At 58.8% G+C, this 26,095-nt stretch carries 26 protein-coding genes; 8 read left to right on the top strand and 18 right to left on the bottom strand.

Annotated elements, in window-relative coordinates:
• Positions 1-2: 2 nt before the first annotated feature.
• The 12 genes from holB to yceD form a co-directional block, all read right to left on the bottom strand.
• Positions 3-1,007, bottom strand: coding sequence for a DNA polymerase III subunit delta' (gene holB / locus ABLV52_RS03505; RefSeq protein WP_048297234.1), 1,005 nt, complete (start codon positions 1,005-1,007; stop codon positions 3-5).
• Positions 1,004-1,645, bottom strand: a complete 642-nt coding sequence (gene tmk, locus ABLV52_RS03500; protein WP_023289141.1) for a dTMP kinase — start codon at positions 1,643-1,645, stop codon at positions 1,004-1,006. The genes holB and tmk overlap by 4 nt, the downstream gene beginning before the upstream one ends.
• Positions 1,635-2,657, bottom strand: coding sequence for a cell division protein YceG (yceG, locus tag ABLV52_RS03495; RefSeq protein WP_348890004.1), 1,023 nt, complete (start codon positions 2,655-2,657; stop codon positions 1,635-1,637). Before yceG ends, tmk begins: the two co-directional genes overlap by 11 nt.
• 1 nt (position 2,658) lies before the next feature.
• Positions 2,659-3,468, bottom strand: coding sequence for an aminodeoxychorismate lyase (gene pabC / locus ABLV52_RS03490; protein ID WP_032452437.1), 810 nt, complete (start codon positions 3,466-3,468; stop codon positions 2,659-2,661).
• 125 nt (positions 3,469-3,593) lie between these two features.
• Positions 3,594-4,835, bottom strand: a complete 1,242-nt coding sequence (fabF, locus tag ABLV52_RS03485; protein WP_002900666.1) for a beta-ketoacyl-ACP synthase II — start codon at positions 4,833-4,835, stop codon at positions 3,594-3,596.
• Positions 4,836-4,924: 89 nt separating this feature from the next.
• Positions 4,925-5,161, bottom strand: a complete 237-nt coding sequence (gene acpP / locus ABLV52_RS03480) for an acyl carrier protein (protein ID WP_000103754.1) — start codon at positions 5,159-5,161, stop codon at positions 4,925-4,927.
• Between the two features lie 210 nt (positions 5,162-5,371).
• Positions 5,372-6,106 (bottom strand): 3-oxoacyl-ACP reductase FabG, encoded by a 735-nt coding sequence (gene fabG / locus ABLV52_RS03475; RefSeq protein ID WP_002899294.1) that lies wholly within the window; start codon positions 6,104-6,106, stop codon positions 5,372-5,374.
• Positions 6,107-6,118: 12 nt separating this feature from the next.
• Positions 6,119-7,048, bottom strand: a complete 930-nt coding sequence (gene fabD, locus ABLV52_RS03470; protein WP_048334680.1) for an ACP S-malonyltransferase — start codon at positions 7,046-7,048, stop codon at positions 6,119-6,121.
• Between the two features lie 15 nt (positions 7,049-7,063).
• Positions 7,064-8,017, bottom strand: a complete 954-nt coding sequence (locus ABLV52_RS03465; protein WP_002899288.1) for a beta-ketoacyl-ACP synthase III — start codon at positions 8,015-8,017, stop codon at positions 7,064-7,066.
• Between the two features lie 53 nt (positions 8,018-8,070).
• Entirely contained in the window at positions 8,071-9,168 is a 1,098-nt protein-coding gene (plsX, locus tag ABLV52_RS03460) for a phosphate acyltransferase PlsX (protein WP_201785712.1), read from the bottom strand.
• A gap of 203 nt (positions 9,169-9,371) precedes the next feature.
• A complete protein-coding gene (gene rpmF, locus ABLV52_RS03455; protein ID WP_000290724.1) occupies positions 9,372-9,545 on the bottom strand; it encodes a 50S ribosomal protein L32 in 174 nt (57 codons plus the stop codon).
• Positions 9,546-9,561: 16 nt separating this feature from the next.
• Positions 9,562-10,083: a 23S rRNA accumulation protein YceD gene (yceD, locus tag ABLV52_RS03450; RefSeq protein ID WP_017900733.1), complete on the bottom strand. Its 522-nt coding sequence runs from the start codon at positions 10,081-10,083 to the stop codon at positions 9,562-9,564.
• A gap of 141 nt (positions 10,084-10,224) precedes the next feature.
• Between yceD and ABLV52_RS03445 the strand changes: the two genes are divergently transcribed.
• A complete protein-coding gene (locus tag ABLV52_RS03445; RefSeq protein ID WP_023289135.1) occupies positions 10,225-10,809 on the top strand; it encodes a nucleoside triphosphate pyrophosphatase in 585 nt (194 codons plus the stop codon).
• Positions 10,810-10,846: 37 nt separating this feature from the next.
• On the opposite strand, the gene rluC is transcribed toward ABLV52_RS03445, so the two are convergent.
• Complete coding sequence (gene rluC / locus ABLV52_RS03440; RefSeq protein WP_012542245.1) at positions 10,847-11,800, bottom strand: 23S rRNA pseudouridine(955/2504/2580) synthase RluC; 954 nt, start codon at positions 11,798-11,800, stop codon at positions 10,847-10,849.
• Between the two features lie 699 nt (positions 11,801-12,499).
• On the opposite strand from rluC, the gene rne reads away from it, so the two are divergent.
• Positions 12,500-15,742 carry a ribonuclease E gene (gene rne / locus ABLV52_RS03435; RefSeq protein ID WP_348890002.1) on the top strand — a complete coding sequence of 1,081 codons (3,243 nt, stop codon included), beginning with the start codon at positions 12,500-12,502 and terminating at the stop codon, positions 15,740-15,742.
• 39 nt (positions 15,743-15,781) lie between these two features.
• Here rne and ABLV52_RS03430 read toward each other — a convergent pair whose 3' ends face one another.
• On the bottom strand, positions 15,782-16,810 hold the full coding sequence (locus tag ABLV52_RS03430) for a LysR family transcriptional regulator (protein WP_348890009.1): 1,029 nt from the start codon (positions 16,808-16,810) through the stop codon (positions 15,782-15,784).
• A gap of 16 nt (positions 16,811-16,826) precedes the next feature.
• Between ABLV52_RS03430 and ABLV52_RS03425 the strand changes: the two genes are divergently transcribed.
• Positions 16,827-18,041, top strand: coding sequence for an MFS transporter (locus ABLV52_RS03425; RefSeq protein WP_023289132.1), 1,215 nt, complete (start codon positions 16,827-16,829; stop codon positions 18,039-18,041).
• A gap of 54 nt (positions 18,042-18,095) precedes the next feature.
• On the opposite strand, the gene murJ is transcribed toward ABLV52_RS03425, so the two are convergent.
• The 4 genes from murJ to rimJ form a co-directional block, all read right to left on the bottom strand.
• Positions 18,096-19,631 (bottom strand): murein biosynthesis integral membrane protein MurJ, encoded by a 1,536-nt coding sequence (gene murJ, locus ABLV52_RS03420; protein ID WP_023289131.1) that lies wholly within the window; start codon positions 19,629-19,631, stop codon positions 18,096-18,098.
• A 111-nt stretch (positions 19,632-19,742) separates the two neighbouring features.
• On the bottom strand, positions 19,743-20,654 hold the full coding sequence (locus tag ABLV52_RS03415; RefSeq protein WP_072096704.1) for a Gfo/Idh/MocA family oxidoreductase: 912 nt from the start codon (positions 20,652-20,654) through the stop codon (positions 19,743-19,745).
• 15 nt (positions 20,655-20,669) lie between these two features.
• Positions 20,670-21,323, bottom strand: a complete 654-nt coding sequence (locus ABLV52_RS03410; RefSeq protein WP_023289129.1) for a YceH family protein — start codon at positions 21,321-21,323, stop codon at positions 20,670-20,672.
• A gap of 9 nt (positions 21,324-21,332) precedes the next feature.
• Positions 21,333-21,917, bottom strand: a complete 585-nt coding sequence (gene rimJ, locus ABLV52_RS03405) for a ribosomal protein S5-alanine N-acetyltransferase (RefSeq protein WP_348890001.1) — start codon at positions 21,915-21,917, stop codon at positions 21,333-21,335.
• A gap of 228 nt (positions 21,918-22,145) precedes the next feature.
• On the opposite strand from rimJ, the gene mdtH reads away from it, so the two are divergent.
• The 5 genes from mdtH to bssS all read left to right on the top strand — a co-directional run bounded on the left by mdtH (position 22,146) and on the right by bssS (position 26,083).
• Complete coding sequence (mdtH, locus tag ABLV52_RS03400) at positions 22,146-23,354, top strand: multidrug efflux MFS transporter MdtH (protein ID WP_023289127.1); 1,209 nt, start codon at positions 22,146-22,148, stop codon at positions 23,352-23,354.
• 113 nt (positions 23,355-23,467) lie between these two features.
• Complete coding sequence (locus ABLV52_RS03395; RefSeq protein WP_004204546.1) at positions 23,468-24,028, top strand: lipoprotein; 561 nt, start codon at positions 23,468-23,470, stop codon at positions 24,026-24,028.
• A gap of 125 nt (positions 24,029-24,153) precedes the next feature.
• A complete protein-coding gene (gene pyrC / locus ABLV52_RS03390; protein WP_023289126.1) occupies positions 24,154-25,200 on the top strand; it encodes a dihydroorotase in 1,047 nt (348 codons plus the stop codon).
• Positions 25,201-25,273: 73 nt separating this feature from the next.
• Positions 25,274-25,525 (top strand): DNA damage-inducible protein I, encoded by a 252-nt coding sequence (gene dinI, locus ABLV52_RS03385; RefSeq protein WP_023289125.1) that lies wholly within the window; start codon positions 25,274-25,276, stop codon positions 25,523-25,525.
• A 303-nt stretch (positions 25,526-25,828) separates the two neighbouring features.
• A complete protein-coding gene (bssS, locus tag ABLV52_RS03380; RefSeq protein WP_023289124.1) occupies positions 25,829-26,083 on the top strand; it encodes a biofilm formation regulator BssS in 255 nt (84 codons plus the stop codon).
• The last annotated feature ends 12 nt before the right edge of the window (positions 26,084-26,095 follow it).

Here is a 26,095-nt window from a genome sequence, read left to right as displayed (position 1 = left end):
ACTCAGAGGTGGGAGACGGGTAAAACCGTCCCGGGTTGCAGGTAATGTTCCCAGCGTAGCAGGCGCTCGGTGAGCAGCAGTTCGCGGTTGACGCCGACGACGTTCAGCAATTGCTCGCGGCAGGTACAGACGTCATGGGCAATCGCCTGCAGCCGGGAGGCGGGCAGACTATGCGCCAGCTGCTCCAGCAGCGGCCAGACATCCGGATTACTCACCAGGGCAATTCCCTGCTGTCGTTTTTGCGCATCGACCAGCAGCGATGCCAGCCAGTGCAGGCGAACCGCCGCCTGTTCATGATTGAGTATTGGCAGCAGCGCCAGCCAGTCACCGCTCGCCAGCGTGGTCGCCAGCGCCTGACACAGCTGCTGTCGCGCCGTCCACTGCGGCTCCTTAAGCAGCTCAAGCGCGGCGGCCGGCGCGCTGGCGCACAGACGTAACGCGGTCAGCAGCGCCTCCTGCGGCAGGTTCACCTCACGCTCCAGCCAGGCCAGGGCATAAGATTCCGTCGGCGGCGACAGGTGGTGCAGGCGGCAGCGACTGCGCAGAGTAGTCAGCAGACGCGCCGGCTCCTCGCAGGCGAGGAAGAACCAGGTATTTTCCGGCGGCTCCTCCAGCGTTTTCAGCAACGCGTTGGCGGCGGCATCGGTCAGCAAGGCGGCATCGCTAATCCATACCACCTTCGCCCCACCGAGGCGCGCGCGCTCATAGAGCTTGTCGTTGACATCGCGCACCGCGTCAATACCCAGCGCGCTCTTGCCTTTCTCGGGGCTCAGCGGGTAGTAATCGGGGTGCGTACCGGCCTGCATCAGCTGGCAGCTGTGGCAGTGACCGCAGCTTTTATGCCCTTCGGGCTGGCGGCACATCAGGAAGCGGCACAGCGCATACATCAACGCCTCGCCGCCCATCCCGCTCAGGGATTGTAACAGTAAGGCGTGGTGGCCTCGTCCGGCCTGATAGCTACCGACCAGTTGCTCGAACGAGGGGCGCAGCCACGGATACCATTTCATGCCGGTTGCTCCGCCATCCACTGGACGATCGTGGCGCGAATATCGCGCGCGACGGCATCCAGCGGCTGCGTCGCGTCCACCGTGCGGATAGAAGGATCCGCCGCGGCCAGCTCAAGGTAGCGCGCGCGGGTACGATTGAAGAAGTTCATGGACTCCTGCTCAATGCGATCCAGTTCGCCGCGGGCGCGGGCGCGCCGCAGCCCCACTTCCGGCGTGACGTCGAGATACAGCGTCAAATTAGGTCGAAAATCGCCGAGAACGGCATCACGCAGCGTCGCCAGCATCGTGCGGTCAATCCCCCTGCCGCCGCCCTGATAGGCCTGAGTGGAGAGATCGTGACGATCGCCGATCACCCACTGGCCGCGAGCCAGAGCAGGCTTAATCACGGTCTCCACCAGCTGGACGCGCGCCGCGTAAAACATCAGCACTTCCGCTTTATCGTTAATCACTTCATCGCCCGTGGACTGGATATCCAGCACCAGGCTACGCAGTTTTTCGGCAAGGATTGTGCCCCCCGGCTCACGGGTAAACACCATATCGTGAATACCTGCCGACTGCAGCGTCTCCACCACCAGTTGACGTGCGGTGGTCTTCCCGGCGCCCTCCAGCCCCTCGATGACGATATAGTTACTGCGCATTTTTTTCCTTAAGTACTTTCAGATAGTCCTGCACCGCGCGGTTATGGCTGACCAGGTTTGTGGTAAACGTATGGCCCCCTTTCCCGTCGGCGACAAAATAGAGGTATGGCGTTTTCGCCGGATGGGCGGCCGCCTTCAGCGACGCTTCGCCCGGCACCGCAATAGGGCCTGGCGGCAGGCCGCTGATGGTATAGGTATTGTACGCGGTCGGCGTCTCCAGATCCTTACGCGTTAACTTACCATTATACCCTTCGCCCATCCCGTAGATCACCGTTGGATCAGTCTGTAAACGCATGCCGATGCGCAGGCGGTTGATAAACACCGACGCGACGCGATCGCGCTCTTCCGCCACCGCGGTCTCTTTCTCAATAATCGAGGCCATGGTCAACAGCTGATTCTGATCGTCATAGGGCAGATTATCCATCCGTCCTTCCCAGACCTTCGCCACTTCGGTGACCATTTTCTGATGCGCGCGCTTGAGGATGGCGATGTCGCTGGTATTGGCGGTGTACATCCAGGTATCCGGCCAGAACCAACCTTCCACCCAGTCGGCGTGGTCAAGACCTAACGCCTTAGCCACCGTCGCGTAGCTATCGTCTTCAAGCGTGTGCTTCACGTAGGGGGCATCGCGCAGCTGACGAAGGTAGTCGCTGACGCGCATGCCTTCGACAAAGCGCAGCGGAAACTGCGCCTCTTTGCCACTGGCCAGCAGCTGCAGCATTTCGCGTACCGTCATTTGCGGCGTGAAGCGATAGGTCCCGGCTTTGAAGTGAGACAGCTCAGGCTCCATCCGCAGCAGCCACTGGAACACGCGCGGACGATTGATCACCTTCTCATGATAGAGATCCTGCCCCAGCGCCAGCCGGCCGGTGCCGGCTTCAAGGGTAAAGATGGTCTCTTCTTTAATCAGCAGCTTGCTGTCCGCCAGCTGGCGTACCTTCCACATTCCTGCCGCCGCGGCGATGCCCAACAGCACGACCAGCAACAGGATAAAACGTAACATTTTCTTCATACTAACCAGACAGCTCACACAAAGGGGCTAAAAAATGGTAAAGCTCGCGAGAGGACCAGACGGTCTCCTCCCAGCGACGAACCGGCACCAGCGGCATAAGCGCATTGCAGATCAGCACTTCATCGGCCTCCCGCAACGTCTCGGGACGCGCTGTCACTTCGACAACGCGAAACGTCGATGGTGCCAGCTGCGCGATACAACGCTGCCGCATTATGCCGTTGACCCCGGCATAATCGAGTCGCGGAGTAAAGACATCCCGTCCCTGACGCCAGAATAAATTCGCGGCACAGCATTCCGTAAGCCACCCGTCACTGTCAAGGACCAGCGCCTCATCGGCGTCCGTCTGTTCAAGATGAGAGCGGATCAGCACCTGCTCCAGACGGTTAAGATGCTTCAGACCGGCCAGCCACGGGTTGCGCCCCAGGGTCACCGGGCTCCGGGTCAGGGTAATGCCCTCCTCCCGCCAGCGCGCGTAGTGCGCCGGAAGCGAAGAGACGCTCAGAATGCGGGTGGGCGACGTGCAGCCCGCCGTGCTGTATCCCCTCCCCCCGACGCCGCGGGTGAGGACCACCTTAAGCACACCCTGGGCGTGCGGCCGAGCCAGACGCTGCATCTCGTCGCTCAACGTCAGCCAGTCGTCAAATGGGATGCGTAATTTTTCGCAGGTCGTCTGCAAACGCTGCAGATGGGCGTCCAGTAACGCAACCTGCCCGTGCTGTATACGGGCGGTGGTAAAACAACCGTCGCCAAACTGGACGGCGCGATCGTTCGCCGCCAGCGTGTCCTGTTCAACGCCATTTATCAAGAACATAAAGGACTCCTTTTCACAGGTCGGTGAGTGTCTCAGGACACGGAGCAGAGGACAAGCGGAGAAAGCCGAATAAAAAAGGCCCGACGAACGGGCCTTTTGTTAAAGCAGTACCGGGGCAAGCCCTGTCACACTTTTTTGAAGATCAGCGAACCGTTAGTGCCGCCGAAGCCGAAGGAGTTGCACAGGGTGTACTCCATACCGGAAACCTGACGCGCTTCGTGCGGAACGAAGTCGAGGTCGCAGCCCTCATCCGGGTTGTCGAGGTTGATCGTCGGCGGAACCGCCTGATCGCGCAGCGCCAGGATAGAGTAAATCGACTCTACCGCCCCTGCCGCACCCAGCAGATGCCCGGTCATGGATTTGGTGGAGCTCACCAGTACGCGGCTCGCCGCATCGCCGAAGACAGACTTAACCGCCTGCGCTTCCGCTTTATCGCCAGCCGGCGTCGAGGTGCCGTGGGCATTGACGTAGCCGATCTGGCCCGGTTCGATGCCCGCATCGCGAATGGCATTCACCATCGCCAGCGCGGCGCCCGCGCCATCTTCCGGCGGTGACGTCATGTGGTAAGCATCGCTGCTCATGCCGAAGCCGACGATCTCAGCGTAGATTTTCGCGCCGCGTTTTTTCGCATGCTCGTACTCTTCCAGCACCACCATGCCCGCGCCGTCGCCCAGCACGAAGCCGTCGCGATCTTTATCCCACGGACGGCTTGCCGCCTGCGGGTTGTCATTGCGCGTGGAGAGCGCCCGCGCTGCGCCAAAGCCGCCCACGCCAAGCGGGGTACTGGCTTTTTCCGCACCGCCTGCCACCATCGCATCGGCATCGCCATAGGCGATGATGCGCGCAGCCTGACCGATGTTGTGCACGCCTGAAGTACAGGCGGTCGCGATGGAGATACTTGGTCCACGCAGACCAAACATGATGGTCAGATGCCCGGCCACCATGTTAACAATTGTGGAGGGAACGAAGAATGGGCTGATCTTACGCGGTCCGCCGTTGACCAGCGAACTGTGGTTTTCTTCGATCAAGCCGAGGCCGCCAATACCGGAGCCGATCGCGGCGCCAATACGGGTAGCATTCTCTTCCGTCACTTCAAGGCCAGAATCCTGCATGGCCTGAACGCCAGCGACAATTCCATATTGAATGAAGGCATCCATCTTGCGCTGCTCTTTGCGCGAGATAATGTCATCACAGTTAAAATCCTTTACTAAGCCAGCAAATTTCGTTGCATAGGCGCTAGTATCGAAATGGTCGATCAGGCTGATGCCACTCTGACCGGCAAGGAGAGCTTTCCAGGTAGACTCTACGGTATTGCCGACAGGAGACAACATGCCCAGTCCGGTCACAACTACACGACGCTTAGACACGTTTGTCCTCCAGGGAGGGAAAATAGATTCTTGTGGGACAAAAAAAAGATAAAACTCAGGCGGTCGAATGACCGCCTGGAGATGTTCACTTACGCCTGGTGGCCGTTGATGTAATCAATGGCAGCCTGAACGGTGGTGATTTTCTCAGCTTCTTCGTCCGGAATCTCAGTATCAAACTCTTCTTCCAGAGCCATTACCAGCTCAACGGTGTCAAGAGAATCAGCGCCCAGGTCTTCAACGAAGGAAGCATTGTTGGTAACTTCTTCCTGCTTAACGCCCAGCTGCTCGCCGATAATTTTCTTAACGCGTTCTTCGATAGTGCTCATACTCTTAAATTTCCTATCAAAACTCGCTTTCGCGATGGTTTTCGTAGTGTATAAAATGTTGAAAAATTTGCAACTAAATCCCGGCAGGTCTTACCACGATTTTGCGCTATTTTGAGGCCGTTTGCCCTAAGAACGCAAATCTTTTCGCACAAAACCGCACACAGAACCGTGCGAAGTGCGCGGTTCCTGAACGTTTTGCACAAATCTCGGTCAGACCATGTACATTCCGCCGTTGACGTGCAGGGTTTCACCAGTGATGTAACTTGCTTCGTCAGAGGCTAAAAATGCCACCGCGCTGGCGATTTCATTTGGGGTGCCAAGGCGCCCCGCAGGAACTGCCGCCAGCGTACCCGCACGCTGCTCATCGGTCAGCGCACGCGTCATGTCCGTTTCAATAAAGCCCGGAGCAACAACGTTTACAGTAATACCGCGTGACGCAACTTCACGCGCCAGTGATTTACTGAAGCCGATCAGACCCGCTTTCGCCGCAGCGTAGTTGGCCTGACCCGCATTTCCCATGGTACCAACCACAGAACCGATAGTGATAATACGTCCATGACGCTTTTTCATCATAGCGCGCATTACCGCTTTTGACAGACGGAAAACCGATGACAGGTTGGTTTCGATAATATCGTTCCACTCGTCATCTTTCATGCGCATTAACAGGTTGTCGCGAGTAATCCCGGCATTATTCACCAGGATATCCACTTCGCCAAACTCTGCGCGCACATTTTCCAGAACAGATTCAATAGATGCCGGGTCGGTCACATTCAACATCAGACCTTTACCGTTGGCGCCTAAATAGTCGCTGATAGCCTGCGCGCCGCTTTCGCTGGTCGCAGTACCGATAACTTTCGCGCCGCGGGCGACGAGCGTTTCAGCGATGGCGCGGCCAATACCGCGGCTTGCACCGGTAACCAGCGCGATTTTTCCTTCAAAACTCATGGTTTTCCTCTTTTATTGCTCAAGCGCCGCAGACATCGCCGCCGGCTCGTTAAGCGCGGAAGCGGTCAGGGTGTCAACAATACGTTTGGTCAGGCCGGTGAGGACTTTACCCGGGCCAACCTCATACAGATGCGTGACGCCCTGAGCAGCCATAAACTCAACGGTTTTGGTCCACTGAACCGGGCTATACAGCTGGCGTACCAGCGCGTCGCGAATGGCGTCCGGCGCGGTTTCGCACTTCACGTCGACGTTATTTACCACCGGAATCGTCGGCGCGTTGAAGGTGATGTTCTGCAGCTCAAGCGCCAGTTTTTCCGCAGCGGGCTTCATCAGCGCACAGTGGGAGGGCACGCTCACCGGCAGCGGCAGCGCGCGTTTAGCGCCCGCGGCTTTACAGGCGGCGCCTGCGCGTTCGACGGCCTCTTTGTGACCGGCGATAACCACCTGTCCCGGGGAATTGTAGTTCACCGGAGAGACGACCTGCCCTTCGGCCGAGTCTTCACAGGCTTTGGCGATAGCCGCGTCGTCCAGACCGATAATCGCTGACATGGCGCCGGTACCTTCCGGTACGGCTTCCTGCATGAATTTGCCGCGCAGCTCAACCAGGCGAACGGCGTCAGCGAAAGCGATAACGCCCGCGCAAACCAGCGCGGAGTATTCGCCAAGGCTGTGGCCTGCCAACAGCGCCGGCGCTTTGCCGCCCTGCTGCTGCCAGACGCGGTACAGCGCCACGGAGGCGGTCAGCAGCGCCGGCTGGGTCTGCCAGGTCTTATTCAGTTCTTCTGCCGGGCCCTGTTGCGTCAGCGCCCACAGATCGTAACCCAACGCTGCGGAAGCTTCACCGAAGGTCTCTTCAATGACCGGCCAGGTCGCCGCCATATCGGCCAGCATGCCTACGGCCTGAGAGCCCTGTCCCGGGAACACAAAAGCAAATTGCGTCATGTTTAAATCCTTATACTAAAAACGAACCAGCGCGGAACCCCAGGTGAAACCGCCACCAAAGGCTTCCAGCAAAATCAGCTGCCCACGTTGAATGCGGCCATCGCGGACGGCCTCATCCAGCGCGCAAGGGACTGACGCCGCGGAGGTGTTGCCATGGCGGTCGAGGGTCACTACGACGTTATCCATCGACATGCCCAGTTTCTTCGCCGTCGCGCTGATGATCCGCAGGTTTGCCTGATGCGGCACCAGCCAGTCCAGCGCTGAACGTTCAAGATTGTTCGCGGCCAGCGTCTCATCAACGATATGCGCTAACTCGGTGACCGCCACTTTGAAGACTTCATTACCGGCCATCGTCAGATAGATCGGATTTTCCGGATCGACGCGATCGGCGTTCGGCAGGGTCAGCAGTTCGCCATAGCTACCGTCAGCATGCAGATGCGTCGAGATAATGCCAGGCTCTTCGGAGGCGCCCAGCACCACCGCGCCGGCGCCATCGCCGAAAATAATAATCGTCCCGCGATCGGCCGGATCGCAGGTGCGCGCCAGCACATCAGCGCCAACGACCAGCGCATAATCCACCGCGCCGTTTTTCACATACTGATCGGCGACGCTCAGCGCATAGGTGAAACCGGCGCAGGCGGCCGCGACGTCAAACGCCGGGCAGCCTTTGACGCCCAGCATAGACTGAATCTGGCAAGCCGAACTCGGAAACGCGTGCGTGCCGGAGGTGGTCGCAACGATGATCAGACCAATTTGCTCCGCGGACACGCCCGCCATCGCCAGCGCCTGCTTTGCGGCTTCAAAGCCCATCGTAGCAACTGTTTCATGCGCTGCGGCAATACGACGCTCACGGATACCTGTGCGGGTGACAATCCACTCGTCAGAGGTCTCTACCATTTTTTCCAGGTCGGCGTTTGTACGCACTTGCTCGGGCAGATAGCTGCCGGTACCAATAATCTTCGTATACATGTACGCTCAGTCACTCTTGGGTAATATACCCGCCTCGTTCAACCGCCGCGGCGTCAGTGGTGTCCATTCGTCCCGCTTTGCTGTCGGGCGTTCACGTCACTGTCGCTTTCCGGCAGCTCGAAACCAGCTGGGTATAAAGATTCCAGGCGCGCGGCGATCCGTTGAGGAATTTGCCGCTGCACCGCCTGCACTGCCTGCTCTATCGCGACGCTAAAGGCGCGCTGATTGGCAGCACCATGACTCTTGATCACGGAACCGCGCAATCCTAACAGACAGGCGCCATTATACTGGTCGGGGTTGAGGTGACTGAATCGCCTCGCCAGGCTTTTTTGTAACCAACGTTTTAGTAACAGCAGCCACCACGACCGTTTTTTGCCCTCTCCCTGAGATTTCAGCAGTGAAAGGAACATTCTGACAACACCTTCCATGGTTTTTAATGTGACGTTGCCCGTGAATCCGTCACAAACCAGCACATCGGTTTTTCCGGTCAACAGTTCATTGGCTTCAAGATAGCCGATGTAGTTGAGGGAAGGCAGCGTTTTGAGCACTGCGGCAGCATCGCGGATGCTGCTGAGGCCTTTCATCTCTTCTTCGCCGATGTTCAGCAAGGCGACGCGTGGATTGGCAATGCCGACCACCTCTTCCGCCAGTACCGCGCCCATCACTGCGAACTGCACCAGCATCGTGCTGTCGCAGTCGACGTTGGCGCCGAGATCCAGCACCACGGTTTTGCCCTTCTGCTGGTGCGGCAAAACCGTCACCAGCGCCGGCCGCTCAATACCTTCAATCGGTTTGAGCAGCAGTTTCGCCAGGCCCATCAGCGCGCCGGTGTTGCCGGCGCTAACGCAGGCTTCCGCCCGCCCTTCTTTCACAAGCTCCAGCGCCACGCGCATTGAGCTTCCGCGACTGCTGCGGATAGCCTGTGCGGGTCGCGCATCACTGGCAATAACTGACTGCGCAGGAATAATCTGCAGACGCGAACGTTGTTCGAAGTCAGCTTTGGCGAGTAATGGCGTGATGGCGTCGGGATCGCCGACTAAAAGAAGTGTGAGTTGCGAATTAGAGTTCAGTGCCTGCAGTGCTGCAGGCACTGTCACGGATGGGCCGAAATCGCCCCCCATGACATCTAACGCCAGGGTTAGACGTGTCAAGGTATCGTCGCTGCCCGGTTCGGTGATTCCCCAGTTGCCCGGGGAGTCCTCACTAAGCTTCATCACGCTGGCACCCGCGAATTTTCACGCTGCAGACGCAACAATCCGGGCATTGACGCTTCTGGTTACCGGGTTAACCGAGTGTCCAGGTACGCACACGCCCGCCATGGCCTGCAACGGGAAATCCTGCGAGTATCGCGTGATTACTTAGCGATAACCTTGCGACCGCGGTAGAAACCGTCGGCAGTGATGTGGTGACGCAGGTGTTTCTCACCAGAAGTTTTATCTACAGACAGGCTGGTGACTGCGGTCAGCGCGTCATGGGAACGACGCATGCCACGTTTGGAACGGGTTGGTTTATTCTGTTGTACGGCCATGGACCTTACTCCTCAATTACTTACGCTTTAAGCTGGCTAATACGGCAAATGGGTTTGGTTTTTGTGCCTCTTCAGGCAGTTCGCCAAAGACCATGTCCGCGTCGGACACTTCACAGTGTTCAGAATCATGCACCGGAACTACGGGCAGGGAGAGGATAATTTCATCCTCGACCATTGCCTGCAGGTCGATTTCACCGAATTCGTTAACCTCAATCGGCTCATACGCTTCCGGTAGTGCTTCGGCCTGTTCGTCATTTCTGACGGGGCTAAAACAATACGTGGTGTGGACGTGATGGGAGAACGGTTTCCCGCAACGCTGGCATTCGAGGGTTACCGTTACCTTCGCATCGCCTGTAATGACGGCGAGACGCTGGTTATCGATAGCGAACGACATGCTGCATTCCACATCGCTGTCCACGCTGACTACAGAATCGGCTACACGTTCAACCTGATCGCGGGCATAGATGCCTTCGTAATCAAGGCGTTTTTGAGCCGTGCGTACCGGATCAAGAGTCAGGGGTAATTTTACCTTTTGCATAGGGCGCGCATATTAACTTTGTAATGTCATAGAGTCAAAGAAAAAGGCAGCCTCAGGTTGCCTTTTGCCATTTATTCGCACACATTGCGGCGCATAGTTTAAGATGATGCTCTGCGAAGCGCTATATGTGGATGAAAAAATATGTCTGAACTTATCCTGGCGTCAACCTCTCCCTGGCGGCGCATGCTGCTGGAAAAACTGGGATTACCGTTTGAATGCGCGGCGCCTGACGTCGACGAAACGCCCCGTCCTGAAGAATCCGCGCGTCAGCTTGTCACCCGGCTGGCGCAGGCCAAAGCGCAGAGCCTGGCCTCGCGCTACCCCAATCACCTTATTATAGGCTCCGATCAGGTTTGCGTACTGGACGGTGAGATCACCGGTAAACCGCACACCGAGGAAAATGCCCGCAGGCAGTTGAGAAAGGCCAGCGGGTCAATCGTCACCTTTTATACCGGCCTGGCGCTGTATAACTCCGCCAGCGGTCATCTGCAAACCGAATGCGAGCCCTTTGACGTCCACTTCCGCCATCTCAGCGATAAAGAGATCGAAGGCTATGTGCGCAAAGAGAACCCGCTGCAGTGCGCCGGGAGTTTCAAGAGCGAGGGGTTAGGCATTACGCTGTTCGAACGGCTGGAAGGCCGCGACCCGAATACGCTGGTCGGGTTACCCTTAATCGCGCTGTGTCAGATGCTGCGCCGCGAAAACGACAACCCGCTGTTAGGCTAAGGCAAAAAAAACGGCGGAACTGATTCCGCCGTTGCGCTTATTTGCTCTTCCGTAGCACCTGTAAACAGTGCTTCAGCTGGTTATCCAGCGGCGCCTCAACGCGCATCACCTCCCCGCTCCCCGGGTGGGTAAACTTCAGCGCAGCAGCGTGGAGGAACAGGCGGTTTAAGCCGGTACCTGAGAGTTGCTTATCAAATTCGCGGTCGCCATAGCGGTCGTCAAAGGCGATAGGATGGCCGGCATACTGGGTATGAACGCGAATCTGATGGGTGCGCCCGGTGACCGGACTGCAGCGCACCAGCGTGGCGAATTCATAACGCTCTTCCACTTTAAAGCGCGTCTCTGACGGCTTGCCTTCCTGACTCACGCGGACAATTCGCTCCCCGCTCTGCAGAATGTTCTTCAACAGCGGGGCCTGCACTACTTTGGTATGCGACTGCCACTGGCCGCGCACCAGCGCCAGATAGTCTTTCTGCATGCCTTTATCGCGCAGTTGCTCGTGCAGCGAACGCAGCGCCGAGCGCTTTTTCGCCACCAGCAGCACGCCTGAAGTATCGCGGTCGAGTCGATGCACCAGCTCAAGGAAGCGCGCCTCCGGGCGCAGGGCGCGCAACCCTTCAATCACCCCGAAGCTCAGGCCGCTGCCGCCATGTACCGCAGTGCCGGAAGGCTTATTGAGGACCAGAATATGATCGTCTTCATAGAGGATCACCTCAGAGAGCGCCGCGACTTTCTGTAGATGCGGCGATACCGCCTCTTCTTCACGCTCCGCCACGCGCACCGGCGGGATACGGACTTCATCGCCCGCTTCCAGCTTATACTCCGGCTTCACGCGTTTTTTATTCACCCGCACCTCGCCTTTACGCAGGATGCGATAAATCATGCTCTTCGGTACGCCTTTCAATTGCGTACGCAAAAAGTTGTCGATACGTTGCCCCGCTTCATCAGCAGCAATGGCAACCATTTTTACGGTTGGGGTCTCAGTTTTCATGGTGCGCGATTCTAAATAGCCGGACGCATTAGCGCCACTCATTTTTATATGCTTATATTTATCATTATCCTGTTTTCACGGTTTGCCTGACCGCCATATTGTTTGTTATTAGAACAATCTGTATGGGCAGGTGATAAAACTGTGAGTAACCGGGTGATAAAAGGTGAAAGTCAACTTGCTATAACAAGGTTAGCAATGGAATAATGAGACCGTTTTCCGTATTGCATCTTGTTAGAACAAGACATTAGCGGAATGACCAATTTTGTCTGACCGATCGCCCACGCAGCAATGGCGTAAGACGTTGTGATCTTTCAGACAGTTAGCGGGCTGCGGGTTGCAGTCCTTACCGGTACAGGCTCTATGGATTTCAAGTCGCAGGAAGGCGTCAACTCCGGGACTCCCGGGAGCTCATCTGGATCAGCCGATCGAGGTGAGCAGGTTAAGCCATCATGCCTGCAACGCGAAAGACGACGAGTATAAATGGAATATTCTCTGGTGATACATCCCAGGCTGTTCCCCTGAATAATTGCGCTGTGTTTCCGTTTGAAACACAGGCGACCGACACTCTGCGCCTCTTAAGCGCGCGACAACCGTGAGGTTGGCGACGTGAACCAGACACGAGGCCATCGGTTTTCCCCCGGAAAGGCATTACTCTGCCCGCAGCTTAGTCGTCAATGTAAGAATAATGAGTAAGTTACGATGAAAAGAATGTTAATCAACGCAACTCAGCAGGAAGAGTTGCGCGTCGCCCTTGTTGATGGGCAGCGCCTGTACGACCTGGATATCGAAAGCCCCGGGCACGAACAGAAAAAAGCGAACATCTACAAAGGCAAAATCACCCGCATTGAACCCAGCCTTGAAGCCGCGTTTGTTGATTACGGCGCCGAGCGTCATGGTTTCCTCCCCCTCAAAGAAATCGCCCGCGAATACTTCCCCGCCAACTACAATGCGCATGGTCGTCCTAATATCAAAGACGTACTGCGTGAAGGTCAGGAAGTTATCGTGCAGATTGATAAAGAAGAACGCGGCAACAAAGGCGCTGCGCTCACCACCTTTATCAGCCTGGCGGGCAGCTATCTGGTACTGATGCCGAACAACCCGCGCGCGGGGGGAATTTCCCGCCGTATCGAGGGCGACGACCGTACCGAACTGAAAGAAGCGCTGGCGAGCCTGGAGCTTCCGGACGGCATGGGCCTTATCGTTCGCACCGCTGGCGTCGGCAAATCCGCCGAAGCCCTGCAGTGGGACCTGAGCTTCCGTCTGAAACACTGGGAAGCGATTCAGAAAGCCGCGGAAAGCCGTCCGGCGCCGTTCCTGATCCACCAGGAAAGCAACGTCATTGTCCGCGCCTTCCGTGACTACCTGCGCCAGGATATCGGCGAAATCCTGATCGATAACCCGAAAGTGCTTGAGCTGGCGCGCCAGCATATCGCCGCGCTGGGTCGTCCGGATTTCAGCAGCAAAATCAAACTGTACACCGGTGAAATCCCGCTGTTCAGCCACTACCAGATCGAATCCCAGATTGAGTCCGCCTTCCAGCGTGAAGTCCGTCTGCCGTCCGGTGGCTCTATCGTCATCGACAGCACTGAAGCGCTGACCGCTATCGATATCAACTCCGCCCGCGCTACCCGCGGCGGCGATATCGAAGAGACGGCGTTCAACACCAACCTCGAAGCGGCTGACGAGATTGCCCGCCAGCTGCGTCTGCGCGACCTCGGCGGCCTGATCGTTATCGACTTTATCGATATGACTCCGGTTCGCCACCAGCGCGCCGTGGAGAACCGTCTGCGCGAAGCCGTCCGTCAGGACCGGGCGCGCATTCAGATCAGCCATATCTCGCGCTTCGGCCTGCTGGAGATGTCCCGCCAGCGTCTGAGTCCGTCGCTGGGCGAATCCAGCCACCACGTCTGCCCGCGCTGCTCCGGCACCGGCACCGTGCGTGATAACGAATCGCTGTCGCTCTCTATTCTGCGTCTGATTGAAGAAGAAGCGCTGAAAGAGAACACCAAAGAAGTTCATGCCATCGTTCCGGTACCGATCGCTTCCTATCTGCTGAACGAAAAACGTGCCGCGGTGAGCGCTATCGAATCCCGCCAGGGCGATGTGCGCGTGATCATCGTGCCAAACGACGAAATGCAGACGCCGCACTACTCCGTCCTGCGCGTGCGCAAAGGTGAAGAGACCTCAACGCTGAGCTACCTGCTGCCGAAGCTGCATGAAGAAGAGATGGCGCTGCCGGGCGACGATGAGCCGGCAGAACGGAAACGTCCGGAACAACCGGCCCTCGCCGCTTTTGTCATGCCTGACGCGCCGCCGGCCCCGATGCTCGAAGAGCCAGCCGCCGCGCCTGTCGCCGCAGCGACCCCGGTCGCGGCCGCCGCACCGGCGCAGCCTGGCCTGCTCTCGCGCTTCTTCAGCGCGCTGAAGAATATCTTCTCTGGCGCCGAAGAGGCCAAACCGGCTGAAGTTCAGGTCGAGAAGAAAGCGGAAGAAAAACCGGAGCGTCAGCAGGAGCGCCGTAAACCGCGCGCCAACAACCGCCGCGATCGCAACGACCGTCGTGACAATCGCGACAATCGTGATAATCGAGACAACCGCGACAACCGTGATAACCGCGACGCGCGTGCCGAGAATAACGAAGGCCGTGAACCGCGCGAATCGCGTGAAGAGAACCGTCGCAACCGTCGCGAGAAGCCGTCGCAGAACGTGGAAGCCCGCGATGTTCGCCAGACCTCAGGTGACGATGCGGAAAAAGCGAAATCTCGTGACGAGCAGCAGCCGCGCCGCGAACGCACCCGCCGCCGCAATGACGACAAACGTCAGGCGCAGCAGGAAGCCAAAGCGCAGACACGCGAAGAGCCGGTAGTGCAGGAGACGGAGCAGGAAGAGCGTGTGCAGACCCTGCCGCGTCGTAAACCGCGCCAGCTGGCACAGAAAGTACGCGTCGAGTCCGCTGTCGTTGAGCAGGTTGCCGAGATCGAGCCAGAAGCCGTAGTGGCGGAAGTTATCGCTCCGCGCAGCGAGCCGGTGAAAGCCGAGCTGCCAGCAGTCGTGGAGAGTGTGGCGGACCAGGACGAAAATGGCGAATCCCGTGAAGCGAACGGTATGCCACGTCGTTCACGTCGTTCCCCGCGTCACCTGCGCGTCAGCGGTCAGCGTCGTCGTCGCTATCGTGACGAACGCTATCCGACCCAGTCGCCAATGCCGCTGACCGTGGCCTGCGCATCGCCGGAGATGGCTTCCGGTAAAGTCTGGATCCGCTACCCGGTAGTTCGTCCGCAGGACCAGCAGCCGGAAGAGGTTCAGGTTCAGGACGACAACGTCGTGGAAACCGTCGCGGCCGTCGCGGCCCCGGTTGCCGTCGTTGAAACCGTTACCGCTGCGCCGGTCACCGTCGAGCCGGCAACCATGGAGCCGGTTACCGCTGAGCCTGTGGTCGTCGAGCCGGTCGCGGCCGCCGAGCCGGTGGTCGTTGATGCTGCGGAAGTTGTCGCGCCAGCAGCCGTCGAGCCTGCGCCGCAGGAGCTGGTCACCGAAGCGCCGGCTGTCGAAGCGCCTCAGGCTATCGCGCCAGTGACGATCGACGCCGAGCCGGTGGTGGTAGAACCTGAAGTGGTGGAAACGGCGCCTGTCGTTGAAGCGCCAGTGGAAACCATCGCCCCGGCGGCGGAAACCGCGGTTGAAGCACCGGTTGTCGAAGCAGCGCCTGTCGAGCCGGTCAAAGCCGAGCCACCGGTGAGCAAGCCGGTAGTGGTGGCGAGTCATCGCCATGCCACCGCGCCAATGACCCGTGCGCCAGCGCCGGACTATGTCCCGGAAGCACCGCGCCACAGCACCTGGGTGCGGCCGCCATTTGCCTTTGAAGGTAAAGGCGCCGCCGGCGGTCATAGCGCGACCCATAAAGCCACCGCTGAACCGACCCGCCCACAGCCCGTCGAGTAAGCGTGCTAAATAAAAAAACCGGCCTCCTGGCCGGTTTTTTTATGCGCTTTGCGGAGGCTGCATGCCGGCGAGGTCCGGCATGATCTCCCGCATCAGGTCGAGGAACTTACGCAGCCGCGTCGGATAATAGCGCGCCCAGGGATAGACCAGATGGACCGGCAGCGAGGCGGGACGCCACTGCGGGAACAGCTCTGTCAACCTTCCGGCGGCAAGATCCTCCGCCACCGTCCAGCTGGACACCATCGCCAACCCCAGACCCGCCAGCGCGGTATTGCGCGCGACGTACAGGCTGTCGGTGCTCAGACAGGGGGTAATCGCCGTGGAGACGATCTGCCCGCTTACCTGATGTCGGAGCCGTACCTCATGCTGATAAAAGGTGTTAATGGCGATCCACGGCAGGCCGGATAATGCCTCCAGCGAGGTTAACGGCGGGTACTTCGCCAGCAGTTCAGGAGAGGCCACCACGCAGCGCGGCACTTCCGCCAGCAGCACGGAGACCGTGGCCGGATCCACCTCCGCCCCCACGCGGATGGCGCAGTCGATATTATCGCTGAGAAAGTCGACAGTATTATCATTCAGCATCCACTCCACCGACAGCTGCGGATGACGCTGGAGAAAGGCGACCAGCGGCCCCAGCAGCTGCTGCTGGCCAAAAGCGTGCGGTGCCCTCACCCGCAGCACCCCTACCGGCCGATCGTCGGCAATACGCAGGTCATCTTCCAGCGCCAGCCAGGCATCCACCAGCTGGCGAGCGTGACGGTAGCAGCGTTCGCCATCGTCAGTGAGCTTCATCGCATGGGTGGTACGCAGGATCAGCTTGACCCCCAGCAGCCCTTCAAGGGACTGCAGGCGGCGGCTGACGGTCGCCTGAGTGGTATCCATCTGCCCCGCCGCGGCGGAGAGCGATCCTGTCTCCACAATGCGGATATAAGTGCGCATTAGCTCAATGCGGTCTATACGCTCCTGTCTTTTCATTCTTCTTTTGCCTATACGTGCTACGTATAACCGTTTTACCACCAGCCCGGCTACCGCACCAGCCGCGTTCAGGGAAAAATAGCCCCATCGCATACACGAGGCACTGATCATGACACCGACTTCTCTTTCCGCCCGCGACGCAGGCTGGATTATCTTCATTCTCGCGCTCGGCGCTGGCTTTAGCGTCGCCTCTATCTACTACGCGCAGCCGCTGCTGCCGTTGATGGGCGCCAATCTCCACCTGACGGTAGAAGGTATGGGTCTGGTCCCTACCCTGACGCAGGCGGGTTATGCGCTCGGCATTCTGTTCCTGCTTCCGCTCGGCGACCGCCACGATCGCCGCCGGCTGATCCTGGTGAAAAGCGCGCTGCTGGCGCTCCTGCTGCTGCTGTGCAGCCTCACCGGCCAGCTCAGCTCACTGCTGGTGGTTAGTCTGCTGATCGGTATGGCGGCGACCATGGCGCAGGATATCGTCCCGGCGGCGGCGATCCTCGCCCCGGCGGGCAAGCAGGGAAAAATGGTGGGCACGGTGATGACCGGGCTGCTGCTGGGGATCCTGCTTTCCCGGACGGTCAGCGGCGTGGTGGGCGCAGTGTTCGGCTGGCGGGTGATGTATCAGGCGGCGGCGGTCAGCGTGGCGCTGATTGGCCTGGTGATGTGGCGGGTGCTGCCGCGCTTCGCCATTCACTCGACGCTGAGCTATCCGCAGTTGATGGCCTCGATGGCGCATCTGTGGCAGCGTTACCCGGCGCTACGCCGCGCTGCGCTGGCTCAGGGGGCGCTCTCTGTCGCCTTCAGCGCCTTCTGGTCGACGCTGGCGGTGATGCTCTCCGAACACTATCACATGGGCAGCGCGGTAGCGGGCGGCTTTGGTATCGCCGGGGCCGCCGGGGCGCTGGCCGCGCCGCTGGCCGGCGGACTGGCCGATAAATTTGGCGCCGGTAAAGTGACGCAAATGGGGGCGGCGCTGGTCACCGTCTCCTTCGCCCTGATGTTTATACTGCCGCTGCTGCCACTGCATGGCCAGCTGGCGCTGATTGCCCTGTCGGCGATTGGCTTCGACCTTGGCCTGCAGTCAAGCCTGGTGGCGCATCAGAACCTGGTGTATGGCCTCGAGCCACAGGCCCGCGGCCGCCTGAACGCTCTGCTGTTTACCGTGGTCTTCATTGGGATGTCGCTGGGGTCGGTGCTGGGCAGCAAGCTTTACGTACTGGCCGGCTGGAACGGGGTGGTTACCCTGGCGGTGGTCAGCGGGGCGATCGCCCTGGCGATCCGCTTGCTGGAGAATGCCCGTATCGTTGCAGCCGAACGCCGCGCATCATAAAAAAAACCCGCTTCGCCTGAGGCGAAGCGGGTTCATCAATTCCCATTCAAGCGCTTACGCTGTACGACGGGCAAACTCTTTCACGCGGAAGCCCAGCAGCAGCAGTGTGGCGAAATAGGCCACCACTCCGGCGATCACCACCACCAGCAGACGCATCAGACGGAACGGCATCGTCCCCAGCGACCACTCCGGCATGAGATGCATGACGCCCAGCAGCGCCGCGGCCATGACCAGCACCGCAGCAATCAGACGCAGCAGGAACGCCAGCCAGCCCGGTTGGGGGGTGAAAATTTTCTGTTTACGCAACTGCCAGTAAAGCAGCGCAGCGTTCAGGCAGGCCGCCAGACCGATGGACAGCGACAGACCCGCATGCTTCAGCGGGCCGATAAACGCCAGGTTCATCACCTGGGTCATAATCAGGGTGACAATGGCAATCTTGACCGGGGTCTTGATGTCCTGACGGGAATAGAAACCCGGCGCCAGCACCTTCACCACGATAAGCCCCATGAGCCCCACGGAATAAGCCACCAGCGCGCGCTGGGTCATCGCCGCATCAAAGGCGCTAAATTTGCCGTACTGGAACAGGGCCACGGTCAGCGGTTTAGCGAGGATCCCCAGCGCCACCGCGCTCGGCAGCGCCAGCAGGAAGCAGAGACGCAGCCCCCAGTCCATCAGCCGGCAATACTCGTCATGATTACCGCTGGCGAAGCTTTTTGACAGCGAGGGCAGCAGGATAGTGCCGAGCGCCACCCCCAGAACACCGGACGGAAACTCCATCAGGCGGTCGGCATAGTACATCCACGACACCGATCCCGACACGAGAAACGAAGCGAAGATGGTATTGATGATAAGGGAGATCTGGCTTACCGACACGCCGAGGATCGCCGGGCCCATCTGCTTCACCACCCGCATCGCGCCGGCATCTTTCAGATTGATGCGCGGCAGGACCAGCATGCCAATCTTCTTCAGGTGCGGCAGCTGGTAGGCCAGCTGCAGCACGCCGCCGACCGTGACAGCCCAGGCCAGCGCCAGCACCGGCGGATGGAAGTACGGCGCGGCAAACAGCGCAAAGCCAATCATGCTGACGTTAAGGAACGTCGGCGCAAAGGCCGGCACCGAGAAGCGGTTCCAGGTATTGAGGATCGCCCCCACCAGCGAGGCCAGGGAGATCAGCAAAATATAGGGGAAGGTAATGCGCAGCAATTGGGTGGTCAGCGCAAATTTATCGGCGGTATCAGCAAACCCGGGGGCGGTGATGGTGATCACCCACGGCGCCGCCAGCATCCCGATAACGGTGACGATCGCCAGGGCCAGGGTCAGCAATCCGGAGACATACGAGACAAACACCCGGGTGGCATCTTCGCCCTGCTTGCTTTTATATTCGGCAAGGATCGGCACAAACGCCTGCGAGAAGGCGCCTTCGGCAAAAATACGCCGCAGCAGATTAGGCAGTTTGAAGGCGACGAAAAAGGCGTCGGTCGCCATCCCGGCGCCAAAAATGCGCGCCACAATCGCATCGCGGGCAAAGCCCAGCACGCGCGAAAACATGGTCATCGAACTGACGGCCGCCAGTGATTTTAAAAGGTTCATTACGCTGTTATTCCAAACCCTGGAGTAAAACGCCCGCAAATGCGGGCGCTGGAAAGTGGCGATAGTCTACCGGGTTCAACATGAATTACTACTGTCAGTTGTTACAACGGATTATTCGCTGATGGCGTCGCGCCAGAGTTTGTCGACCACCCGCTGAGCCAGCAGCGCCTGTTCGCCTGCAGTTTCAGGAACGGTCTGATTTTGCACGCATTCGATAAAATGGCGCGCGCAGCCGACAAAGCCGCGCTGCTCCAGGGTGGTTTGCCAGCCGGCGACCGGGCGCTGGACCACGCCGTGACCGCACTCTTCCTGCCATTCGCGCATCTCGCTGACGGCATATAGCCCGCCATCCGTCACCGCCTGCACCCACTCGCGCTGGCTGCCTGCGCGGCGGTGCATGCTGGTGGTGACCTGCAGCCGGGGCGAACTGAACTGGTGTTCGGCATAGAGCATCTCGCCCTGCGGAGTGATCTGTAGCGCGCCACCGCGCAGACGCGCCTGACCGTCGGCCAGCCATAGCGCGGTATCCACCACGTGTAGATAGTCATCAAGCAGGGTAAAGCGCAGATCGTTGCCCACGCTATCGCTGCGGTGCTTATCCATCCGCAGCGAGGCCGCCTCGCCCAGCCGTCCCTTCAGCTCCCGGTAGAGCGGTGCGAAGCGGCGATTGAAACCGACCATCAGCGTCAGACGCCGCCGCGCCGCCAGCTCGACCAGCATCTCCGCCTCACTCAGCTTGTCCGCCAGCGGTTTATCCACGCAAACATGAACCCCGGCATTCAGCAAATGATTCACCACTTCATAATGTGAAGCCGTCGACGTATGGACAAAAACCGCATCGCACTGCGCCGCCAGAGCATCCAGTGATTCAGCGTAGGGGATCCGCCAGGTTTCGCAGACCCTCAGCGCCTTCTCTTTTCCGGGCGACCAGGCCGCCTGCAGCGTCCAGCTTTCCGCCGCCCCCAGCACCGGCAGCCACGCTTTCTGCGCAATGCCGCCTAAGCCAACCACTCCGATGCGCAATCTTGTCCCCACGTTTTAGTCCCCCAGATGGTGTAACAGCGAATCGAGGCGCGCTTTCAGCTCCGCCACCTCGCCTTCCAGCGCTTCAACCCTGGCTCGCAGATCGTCATCCTCTTCCAGCGGCGCGAGTGCTTCCACCGTTGTGATCAGCGTGTCCATCTCGTCGCAAAACAGATGCATATAGCGGCTTTCCCGTTTTCCCGGCTCCCGGGGCAGACGGGCGACGAAGGGACCATCTTCACGGGTCGCCAGCCCTTCCAGCACGCTTTCCACTTCCGCCATATCGCTGAACTCATGCATCCGCTGCGCCCGACTGCGTAATTCACCCGGCGTCTGGGCGCCGCGCAGCAGCAGCGTCGTCACCACCGCCACCTCGCCGGCGCTGAGCTTCAGATCGCCAAATTCGGAGTTGCAAAAGCGCTGCTCATACTTGGTTACCCGATTGCCGAATCCGCTGACCGTGCGCAGATAGTGGCGTTTCACCAGGGTATCCAGCAGCGTCTGGACCTCGCCTTCGCTCAGCGACATCACCGGCTCGCGGTTGGTTTTCTGATTGCAGGCGGTCACGACGGCGTTCACCGACAGCGGATACTGCTCGGGCGTGGTGACCTGCTTTTCCAGCAGACAGCCAATGACGCGCGCTTCATGCGCGGTTAACTGATATTTCATCCTCTCTCCTTAACGTCCCGCTGACCAGTCCGGCGTCGTTAGCGCCGTCAATACATGGTCACGCCACTGCCCGTCGATCAGCAGGTAATCTTTGGCGTAACCCTCTTTTTCAAACCCCAACCGCACCAGCAGCGCGCCGCTGCGCTGATTATGCGGCATATAGTTGGCCATAATGCGATGAATATTCTGCGTACGCTGCATATAGCGAATCGCCGACGTCAGCGCTTCAAACATCAGCCCCTGCCCCTGCCACTTCTCGCCAATAGAGTAGCCGAGATAGCAGGCATGGAATGATCCACGCACCACGTTGGAAAAGTTCGCCACGCCGACGATCTCCTTTTCCTCCGGATCGAGCAGCGCGAAATAAAAAGCTGACCCCTGTTTATGAAACTCGGCGATCATCGACAGACGCGCCTGCCATCCGGAAGGATAGCAGTGGCTGTCGTCACGAACCGGCTCCCAGGGTTTTAAGAACGCCTTATTCTCGGCGTAATAATCGGCCAGACGCCAGGCGTCACGATCGTGAACCAGGCGCACCACCAGCCGGTCCGTCGTCAAACGCACCTTCGGCACGTTACTGCGATAGCCAAACATTTCCTTTTCAGTCCCCCTGACTTCATTCTTGCTGCCTTCACTATACCTGTCCTGCGCGACGGTGTGAAAACAGCAACATACCATTTTCTGCGCCATCTCCTCTTTTCGATGAATAGCCTCAATCGAACTTGCATTTTGATAAAAAAATATTGTCGCAAGGGCGCTGGGAAAAGCAGCAGATTGCCCGCAGAATATCCACGCTTATCTCTATTTTTCCCTGGAGGGGAAATGTCCCGCGTCTCGCAGGCAAGGAGCCTGGGTAAATATTTCCTGTTAGTCGATAACATGCTGGTCGTGTTGGGCTTTTTTGTCGTCTTCCCGCTGATTTCCATCCGCTTTGTCGATCAGATGGGCTGGGCGGCGCTGATGGTCGGCATCGCGCTCGGCCTGCGCCAGTTGGTGCAGCAGGGATTAGGTATCTTTGGCGGCGCTATCGCCGACCGCTTCGGCGCCAAACCGATGATCGTCACCGGTATGCTGATGCGCGCCGGCGGCTTCGCGGCGATGGCCGTCGCCCATGAGCCGTGGGTGCTGTGGTTCTCGTGCATACTTTCCGGGCTCGGCGGCACGCTGTTCGATCCGCCGCGGGCGGCGCTGGTGGTTAAGCTGGTGCGCCCGCATCAGCGCGGCCGCTTTTTCTCCATCCTGATGATGCAGGATAGCGCCGGCGCGGTGATTGGCGCGCTGCTGGGCAGCTGGCTGCTGCAGTATGATTTCCGCCTCGTGTGCAGCGCCGGCGCCGCGCTGTTTATCGCCTGCGCGGCATTTAACGCCTGGTATCTGCCGGCATGGAAGCTCTCGACGGTGAAAACGCCGATCCGCGAGGGGCTGGGCCGGGTGCTGCGGGACAAGCGCTTCGTCACCTATGTCCTGACGCTGACGGGCTATTACATGCTGGCGGTGCAGGTGATGCTGATGCTGCCGATCATGGTGAATGACATCGCCGGCTCGCCGGCCGCCGTGAAGTGGATGTATGCCATCGAAGCCACCATTTCGCTGACCCTGCTCTATCCCATTGCCCGCTGGAGCGAAAAACGTTTTCGCCTTGAGCACCGGCTGATGGCCGGTCTGCTGGTGATGACTCTGGCCATGCTCCCCATCGGCATGACCAGCAGTTTGCAACAGCTGTTTACCCTGATCTGCCTGTTTTACATCGGATCCATCATTGCCGAACCCGCCCGGGAGACGCTGGGCGCCTCGCTGGCGGACGCCCGGGCGCGCGGCAGCTATATGGGCTTCAGCCGCCTGGGGCTCGCCTTTGGCGGCGCGCTGGGATATGCGGGCGGCGGCTGGCTGTTCGATGCCGGTAAGGCTGCGGGTCAGCCCGAGCTGCCGTGGCTGATGCTCGGGGCCATCGGGGTTATCACCTTCCTGGCGCTGTGGTGGCAGTTTAGTCCGAAACGCTCTGCCTCCGGCATGCTGGAGCCGCGGACCTGATGCGCGCGGCGGCGGTTTCTCCTGCTTTCAGCCTATTCTGCTGGTATCGAGGGTGCTGACAGGTCATGATGCTTTGTGTCAGGATGAATGAAGATATGAGCCAGAGGACCCCCATGAAAAAGATTTTGATCGCCGCCGCGCTGATTGTCAGCGGCCTGCTGAGCGGCTGTAATCAGCTGACCCAATACACAGTAAGCGAGCAGGAGATTAACCAGGCCCTGCAGAAGCGAAACCATTTTGCCAAAGATATTGGTCTGAAAGGCGTTGCCGACGCCCATATCGAACTGCAGAACCTCACCAGCGCCATCGGGCGCGAGGAGCCGGGCAAAGTCACGCTGACCGGGATCGCTAACGTCGACCTGAACTCCCTGTTCGGCACGCAGAAAGCGACGATCGATCTGAAGCTCAAAGCGCTGCCAACCTTTGACAGAGAGAAAGGCGCCATCTTCCTGCAGGAAATGGAGGTGGTGGATGCCAAAGTGGCGCCCGAGAAACTGCAGTCGGTCATTCAGGCCCTGCTCCCCTATCTGAATCAGTCGCTGCGCAGTTACTTCAGCCAGCAGCCTGCCTATGTCCTGCGTGAGGACGCCAGCACCGGTGAAGCGCTGGCGAAGAAATACGCCAAAGGCATAGAGGTGAAGCCGGGCGAGATTGTCATCCCCTTTACCAATTAATCTCCAGGGCGCCGCGGCGCCCTCAATTTTTTACGGAAATGAGTGCAAAGGAAAACGTTTACGCTTATCCTTAGTGCCCGGCAAAAAACAGCCCTGATGACTGAACCTATTAGCCGGAGCCTTCCATGACAGCACAATCCCAGGTATTGAAAATCCGCCGCCCAGACGACTGGCATATCCATCTGCGTGATGACGATATGCTGAAAACCGTCGTGCCTTATACCAGTGAGTTTTATGGCCGGGCGATCGTGATGCCGAATCTGGTGCCGCCTGTCACCACCGTCGCGGCGGCTATCGCCTATCGCCAGCGCATTATGGACGCCGTCCCGGCCGGGCACGATTTTACCCCGCTGATGACCTGCTATCTGACAGACTCCCTCGACCCGGCGGAGCTGGAGCGCGGCTTTAACGAAGGCGTGTTCACCGCCGCCAAGCTTTACCCGGCCAATGCCACCACCAACTCCAGCCACGGCGTCACCAGCACCGACGCCATTATGCCGGTGCTGGAGCGGATGGAAAAACTGGGGATGCCGCTGCTGGTACATGGCGAAGTCACCCACGCCGAGATTGATATTTTCGACCGCGAAGCGCGCTTTATTGAAACCGTGATGGAGCCGCTGCGCCAGCGCCTGCCCGGCCTGAAGGTGGTCTTTGAGCATATCACCACCAAAGATGCCGCCGAGTATGTGCGTGACGGCAATGAACTGCTGGCGGCCACTATCACCCCGCAGCATCTGATGTTCAACCGTAACCATATGCTGGTCGGCGGTATTCGTCCTCACTTGTACTGCCTGCCGGTACTCAAACGCAATATTCATCAGCAGGCACTGCGCGAACTGGTCGCCAGCGGCTTTAGCCGCGTCTTCCTTGGCACCGATTCCGCGCCGCACGCCCGCCATCGTAAGGAAGCCAGCTGCGGCTGCGCCGGCTGCTTCAACGCCCCGACCGCCCTCGGCAGCTACGCCACCGTGTTTGAAGAAATGAACGCTCTGCAGCACTTTGAGGCCTTCTGCTCGCTGAACGGCCCGCGCTTTTACGGTCTGCCGGTCAATGAAAGCTATGTTGAACTGGTGCGTGAAGAGACGACCGTCGTCGACAGTATTGCGTTGCCCAATGACACCCTGGTGCCGTTCCTGGCAGGTGAAACCGTCCGCTGGACCATGAAGCGATAAAAAACGCGGCCCCCTGTTGTCAACGCTCACCAGATACTGTATAAATAACCAGTATCAAACACAGGGGGCAATTATGCGCATTGAAGTCTCTATCGCCAAAACGACCGCCTTACCCAACGGCGCGCTGGAAGCGCTGAATAACGAACTCTCTCGCCGTATCGCCGAACAGTTCCCGGCCATCGACAGCCAGGTGAGCGTCCGCTACGCCACGGGCAATCAGCTCTCGGTGTTCGGCGGCCTGAAAGAAGACAAAGACCGGATAAGCGAAATCCTGCAAGAAACCTGGGAAAGCGCGGACGACTGGTTTGTCCACGATCTCTCCTGAAGCATGGCGGGATCCAGTTACTCTGGTTTGCTCCCTCATTGTGCTTTTCTTTGCCGGGTCGCCCCGGCTTTTTTATCCTCTTCTCATGTTCAGAATATTCCTGATTATTCTGCTTAATATCGACTAAAATGGCCGTTTTGCACGCTTATCTTGAGTAAAAAAGCGGCAAAACAAGAAAATCATGCTGCCTTTCATTTAATTTCTCGAGTTTATTCTTGATCCCTGATATAATTAACTTGCTTCAAAAAACATGCATTAAACCTCGAGAATTGTTGTCTTTTAACATATGAATAAGGGGTTATGATGGAAAAAAATAATGAAGTCATTCAGACCCATCCCCTCGTCGGATGGGACATCAGCACCGTTGATAGCTACGATGCGCTGATGTTGCGCCTGCACTACCAGAACCCCGCTCAAGAAAACAGTCATGATGCTGAGATAGGCCAGACGCTATGGCTAACGACGGACGTCGCACGTCAGTTTATTTCAATCCTGGAAGCAGGCATTGCGAAAATTGAATCTGGCGAATACCAGGAAAACGAGTACCGCAGACATTAACGCGGCACGCGG

The organism is Klebsiella sp. GB_Kp056 (assembly GCF_040064755.1).
Lineage (GTDB): Bacteria > Pseudomonadota > Gammaproteobacteria > Enterobacterales > Enterobacteriaceae > Klebsiella > Klebsiella quasipneumoniae.
The sequence above is the reverse complement of the archived record's forward strand: the minus strand, read 5'-3'. Positions and strand labels throughout refer to the sequence as shown.

Excerpts from the sequence above, each read along its gene's own strand:
- bssS (WP_023289124.1), top strand. The coding sequence starts at position 25,829 with ATGGAAAAAAATAATGAAGTCATTCAGACCCATCCCCTCGTCGGATGG.
- ABLV52_RS03410 (WP_023289129.1), bottom strand. The coding sequence starts at position 21,323 with ATGAAATATCAGTTAACCGCGCATGAAGCGCGCGTCATTGGCTGTCTG.
- tmk (WP_023289141.1), bottom strand. The coding sequence starts at position 1,645 with ATGCGCAGTAACTATATCGTCATCGAGGGGCTGGAGGGCGCCGGGAAG.
- acpP (WP_000103754.1), bottom strand. The coding sequence starts at position 5,161 with ATGAGCACTATCGAAGAACGCGTTAAGAAAATTATCGGCGAGCAGCTG.
- yceD (WP_017900733.1), bottom strand. The coding sequence starts at position 10,083 with ATGCAAAAGGTAAAATTACCCCTGACTCTTGATCCGGTACGCACGGCT.
- ABLV52_RS03430 (WP_348890009.1), bottom strand. The coding sequence starts at position 16,810 with ATGCGATGGGGCTATTTTTCCCTGAACGCGGCTGGTGCGGTAGCCGGG.
- rluC (WP_012542245.1), bottom strand. The coding sequence starts at position 11,800 with ATGAAAACTGAGACCCCAACCGTAAAAATGGTTGCCATTGCTGCTGAT.
- dinI (WP_023289125.1), top strand. The coding sequence starts at position 25,274 with ATGCGCATTGAAGTCTCTATCGCCAAAACGACCGCCTTACCCAACGGC.
- pabC (WP_032452437.1), bottom strand. The coding sequence starts at position 3,468 with ATGTTCTTGATAAATGGCGTTGAACAGGACACGCTGGCGGCGAACGAT.
- holB (WP_048297234.1), bottom strand. The coding sequence starts at position 1,007 with ATGAAATGGTATCCGTGGCTGCGCCCCTCGTTCGAGCAACTGGTCGGT.
- rimJ (WP_348890001.1), bottom strand. The coding sequence starts at position 21,917 with ATGTTTGGCTATCGCAGTAACGTGCCGAAGGTGCGTTTGACGACGGAC.
- fabG (WP_002899294.1), bottom strand. The coding sequence starts at position 6,106 with ATGAGTTTTGAAGGAAAAATCGCGCTGGTTACCGGTGCAAGCCGCGGT.
- murJ (WP_023289131.1), bottom strand. The coding sequence starts at position 19,631 with ATGAACCTTTTAAAATCACTGGCGGCCGTCAGTTCGATGACCATGTTT.
- ABLV52_RS03425 (WP_023289132.1), top strand. The coding sequence starts at position 16,827 with ATGACACCGACTTCTCTTTCCGCCCGCGACGCAGGCTGGATTATCTTC.
- ABLV52_RS03445 (WP_023289135.1), top strand. The coding sequence starts at position 10,225 with ATGTCTGAACTTATCCTGGCGTCAACCTCTCCCTGGCGGCGCATGCTG.
- fabD (WP_048334680.1), bottom strand. The coding sequence starts at position 7,048 with ATGACGCAATTTGCTTTTGTGTTCCCGGGACAGGGCTCTCAGGCCGTA.
- yceG (WP_348890004.1), bottom strand. The coding sequence starts at position 2,657 with ATGAAGAAAATGTTACGTTTTATCCTGTTGCTGGTCGTGCTGTTGGGC.
- rpmF (WP_000290724.1), bottom strand. The coding sequence starts at position 9,545 with ATGGCCGTACAACAGAATAAACCAACCCGTTCCAAACGTGGCATGCGT.
- ABLV52_RS03465 (WP_002899288.1), bottom strand. The coding sequence starts at position 8,017 with ATGTATACGAAGATTATTGGTACCGGCAGCTATCTGCCCGAGCAAGTG.
- pyrC (WP_023289126.1), top strand. The coding sequence starts at position 24,154 with ATGACAGCACAATCCCAGGTATTGAAAATCCGCCGCCCAGACGACTGG.
- mdtH (WP_023289127.1), top strand. The coding sequence starts at position 22,146 with ATGTCCCGCGTCTCGCAGGCAAGGAGCCTGGGTAAATATTTCCTGTTA.
- ABLV52_RS03395 (WP_004204546.1), top strand. The coding sequence starts at position 23,468 with ATGAAAAAGATTTTGATCGCCGCCGCGCTGATTGTCAGCGGCCTGCTG.
- rne (WP_348890002.1), top strand. The coding sequence starts at position 12,500 with ATGAAAAGAATGTTAATCAACGCAACTCAGCAGGAAGAGTTGCGCGTC.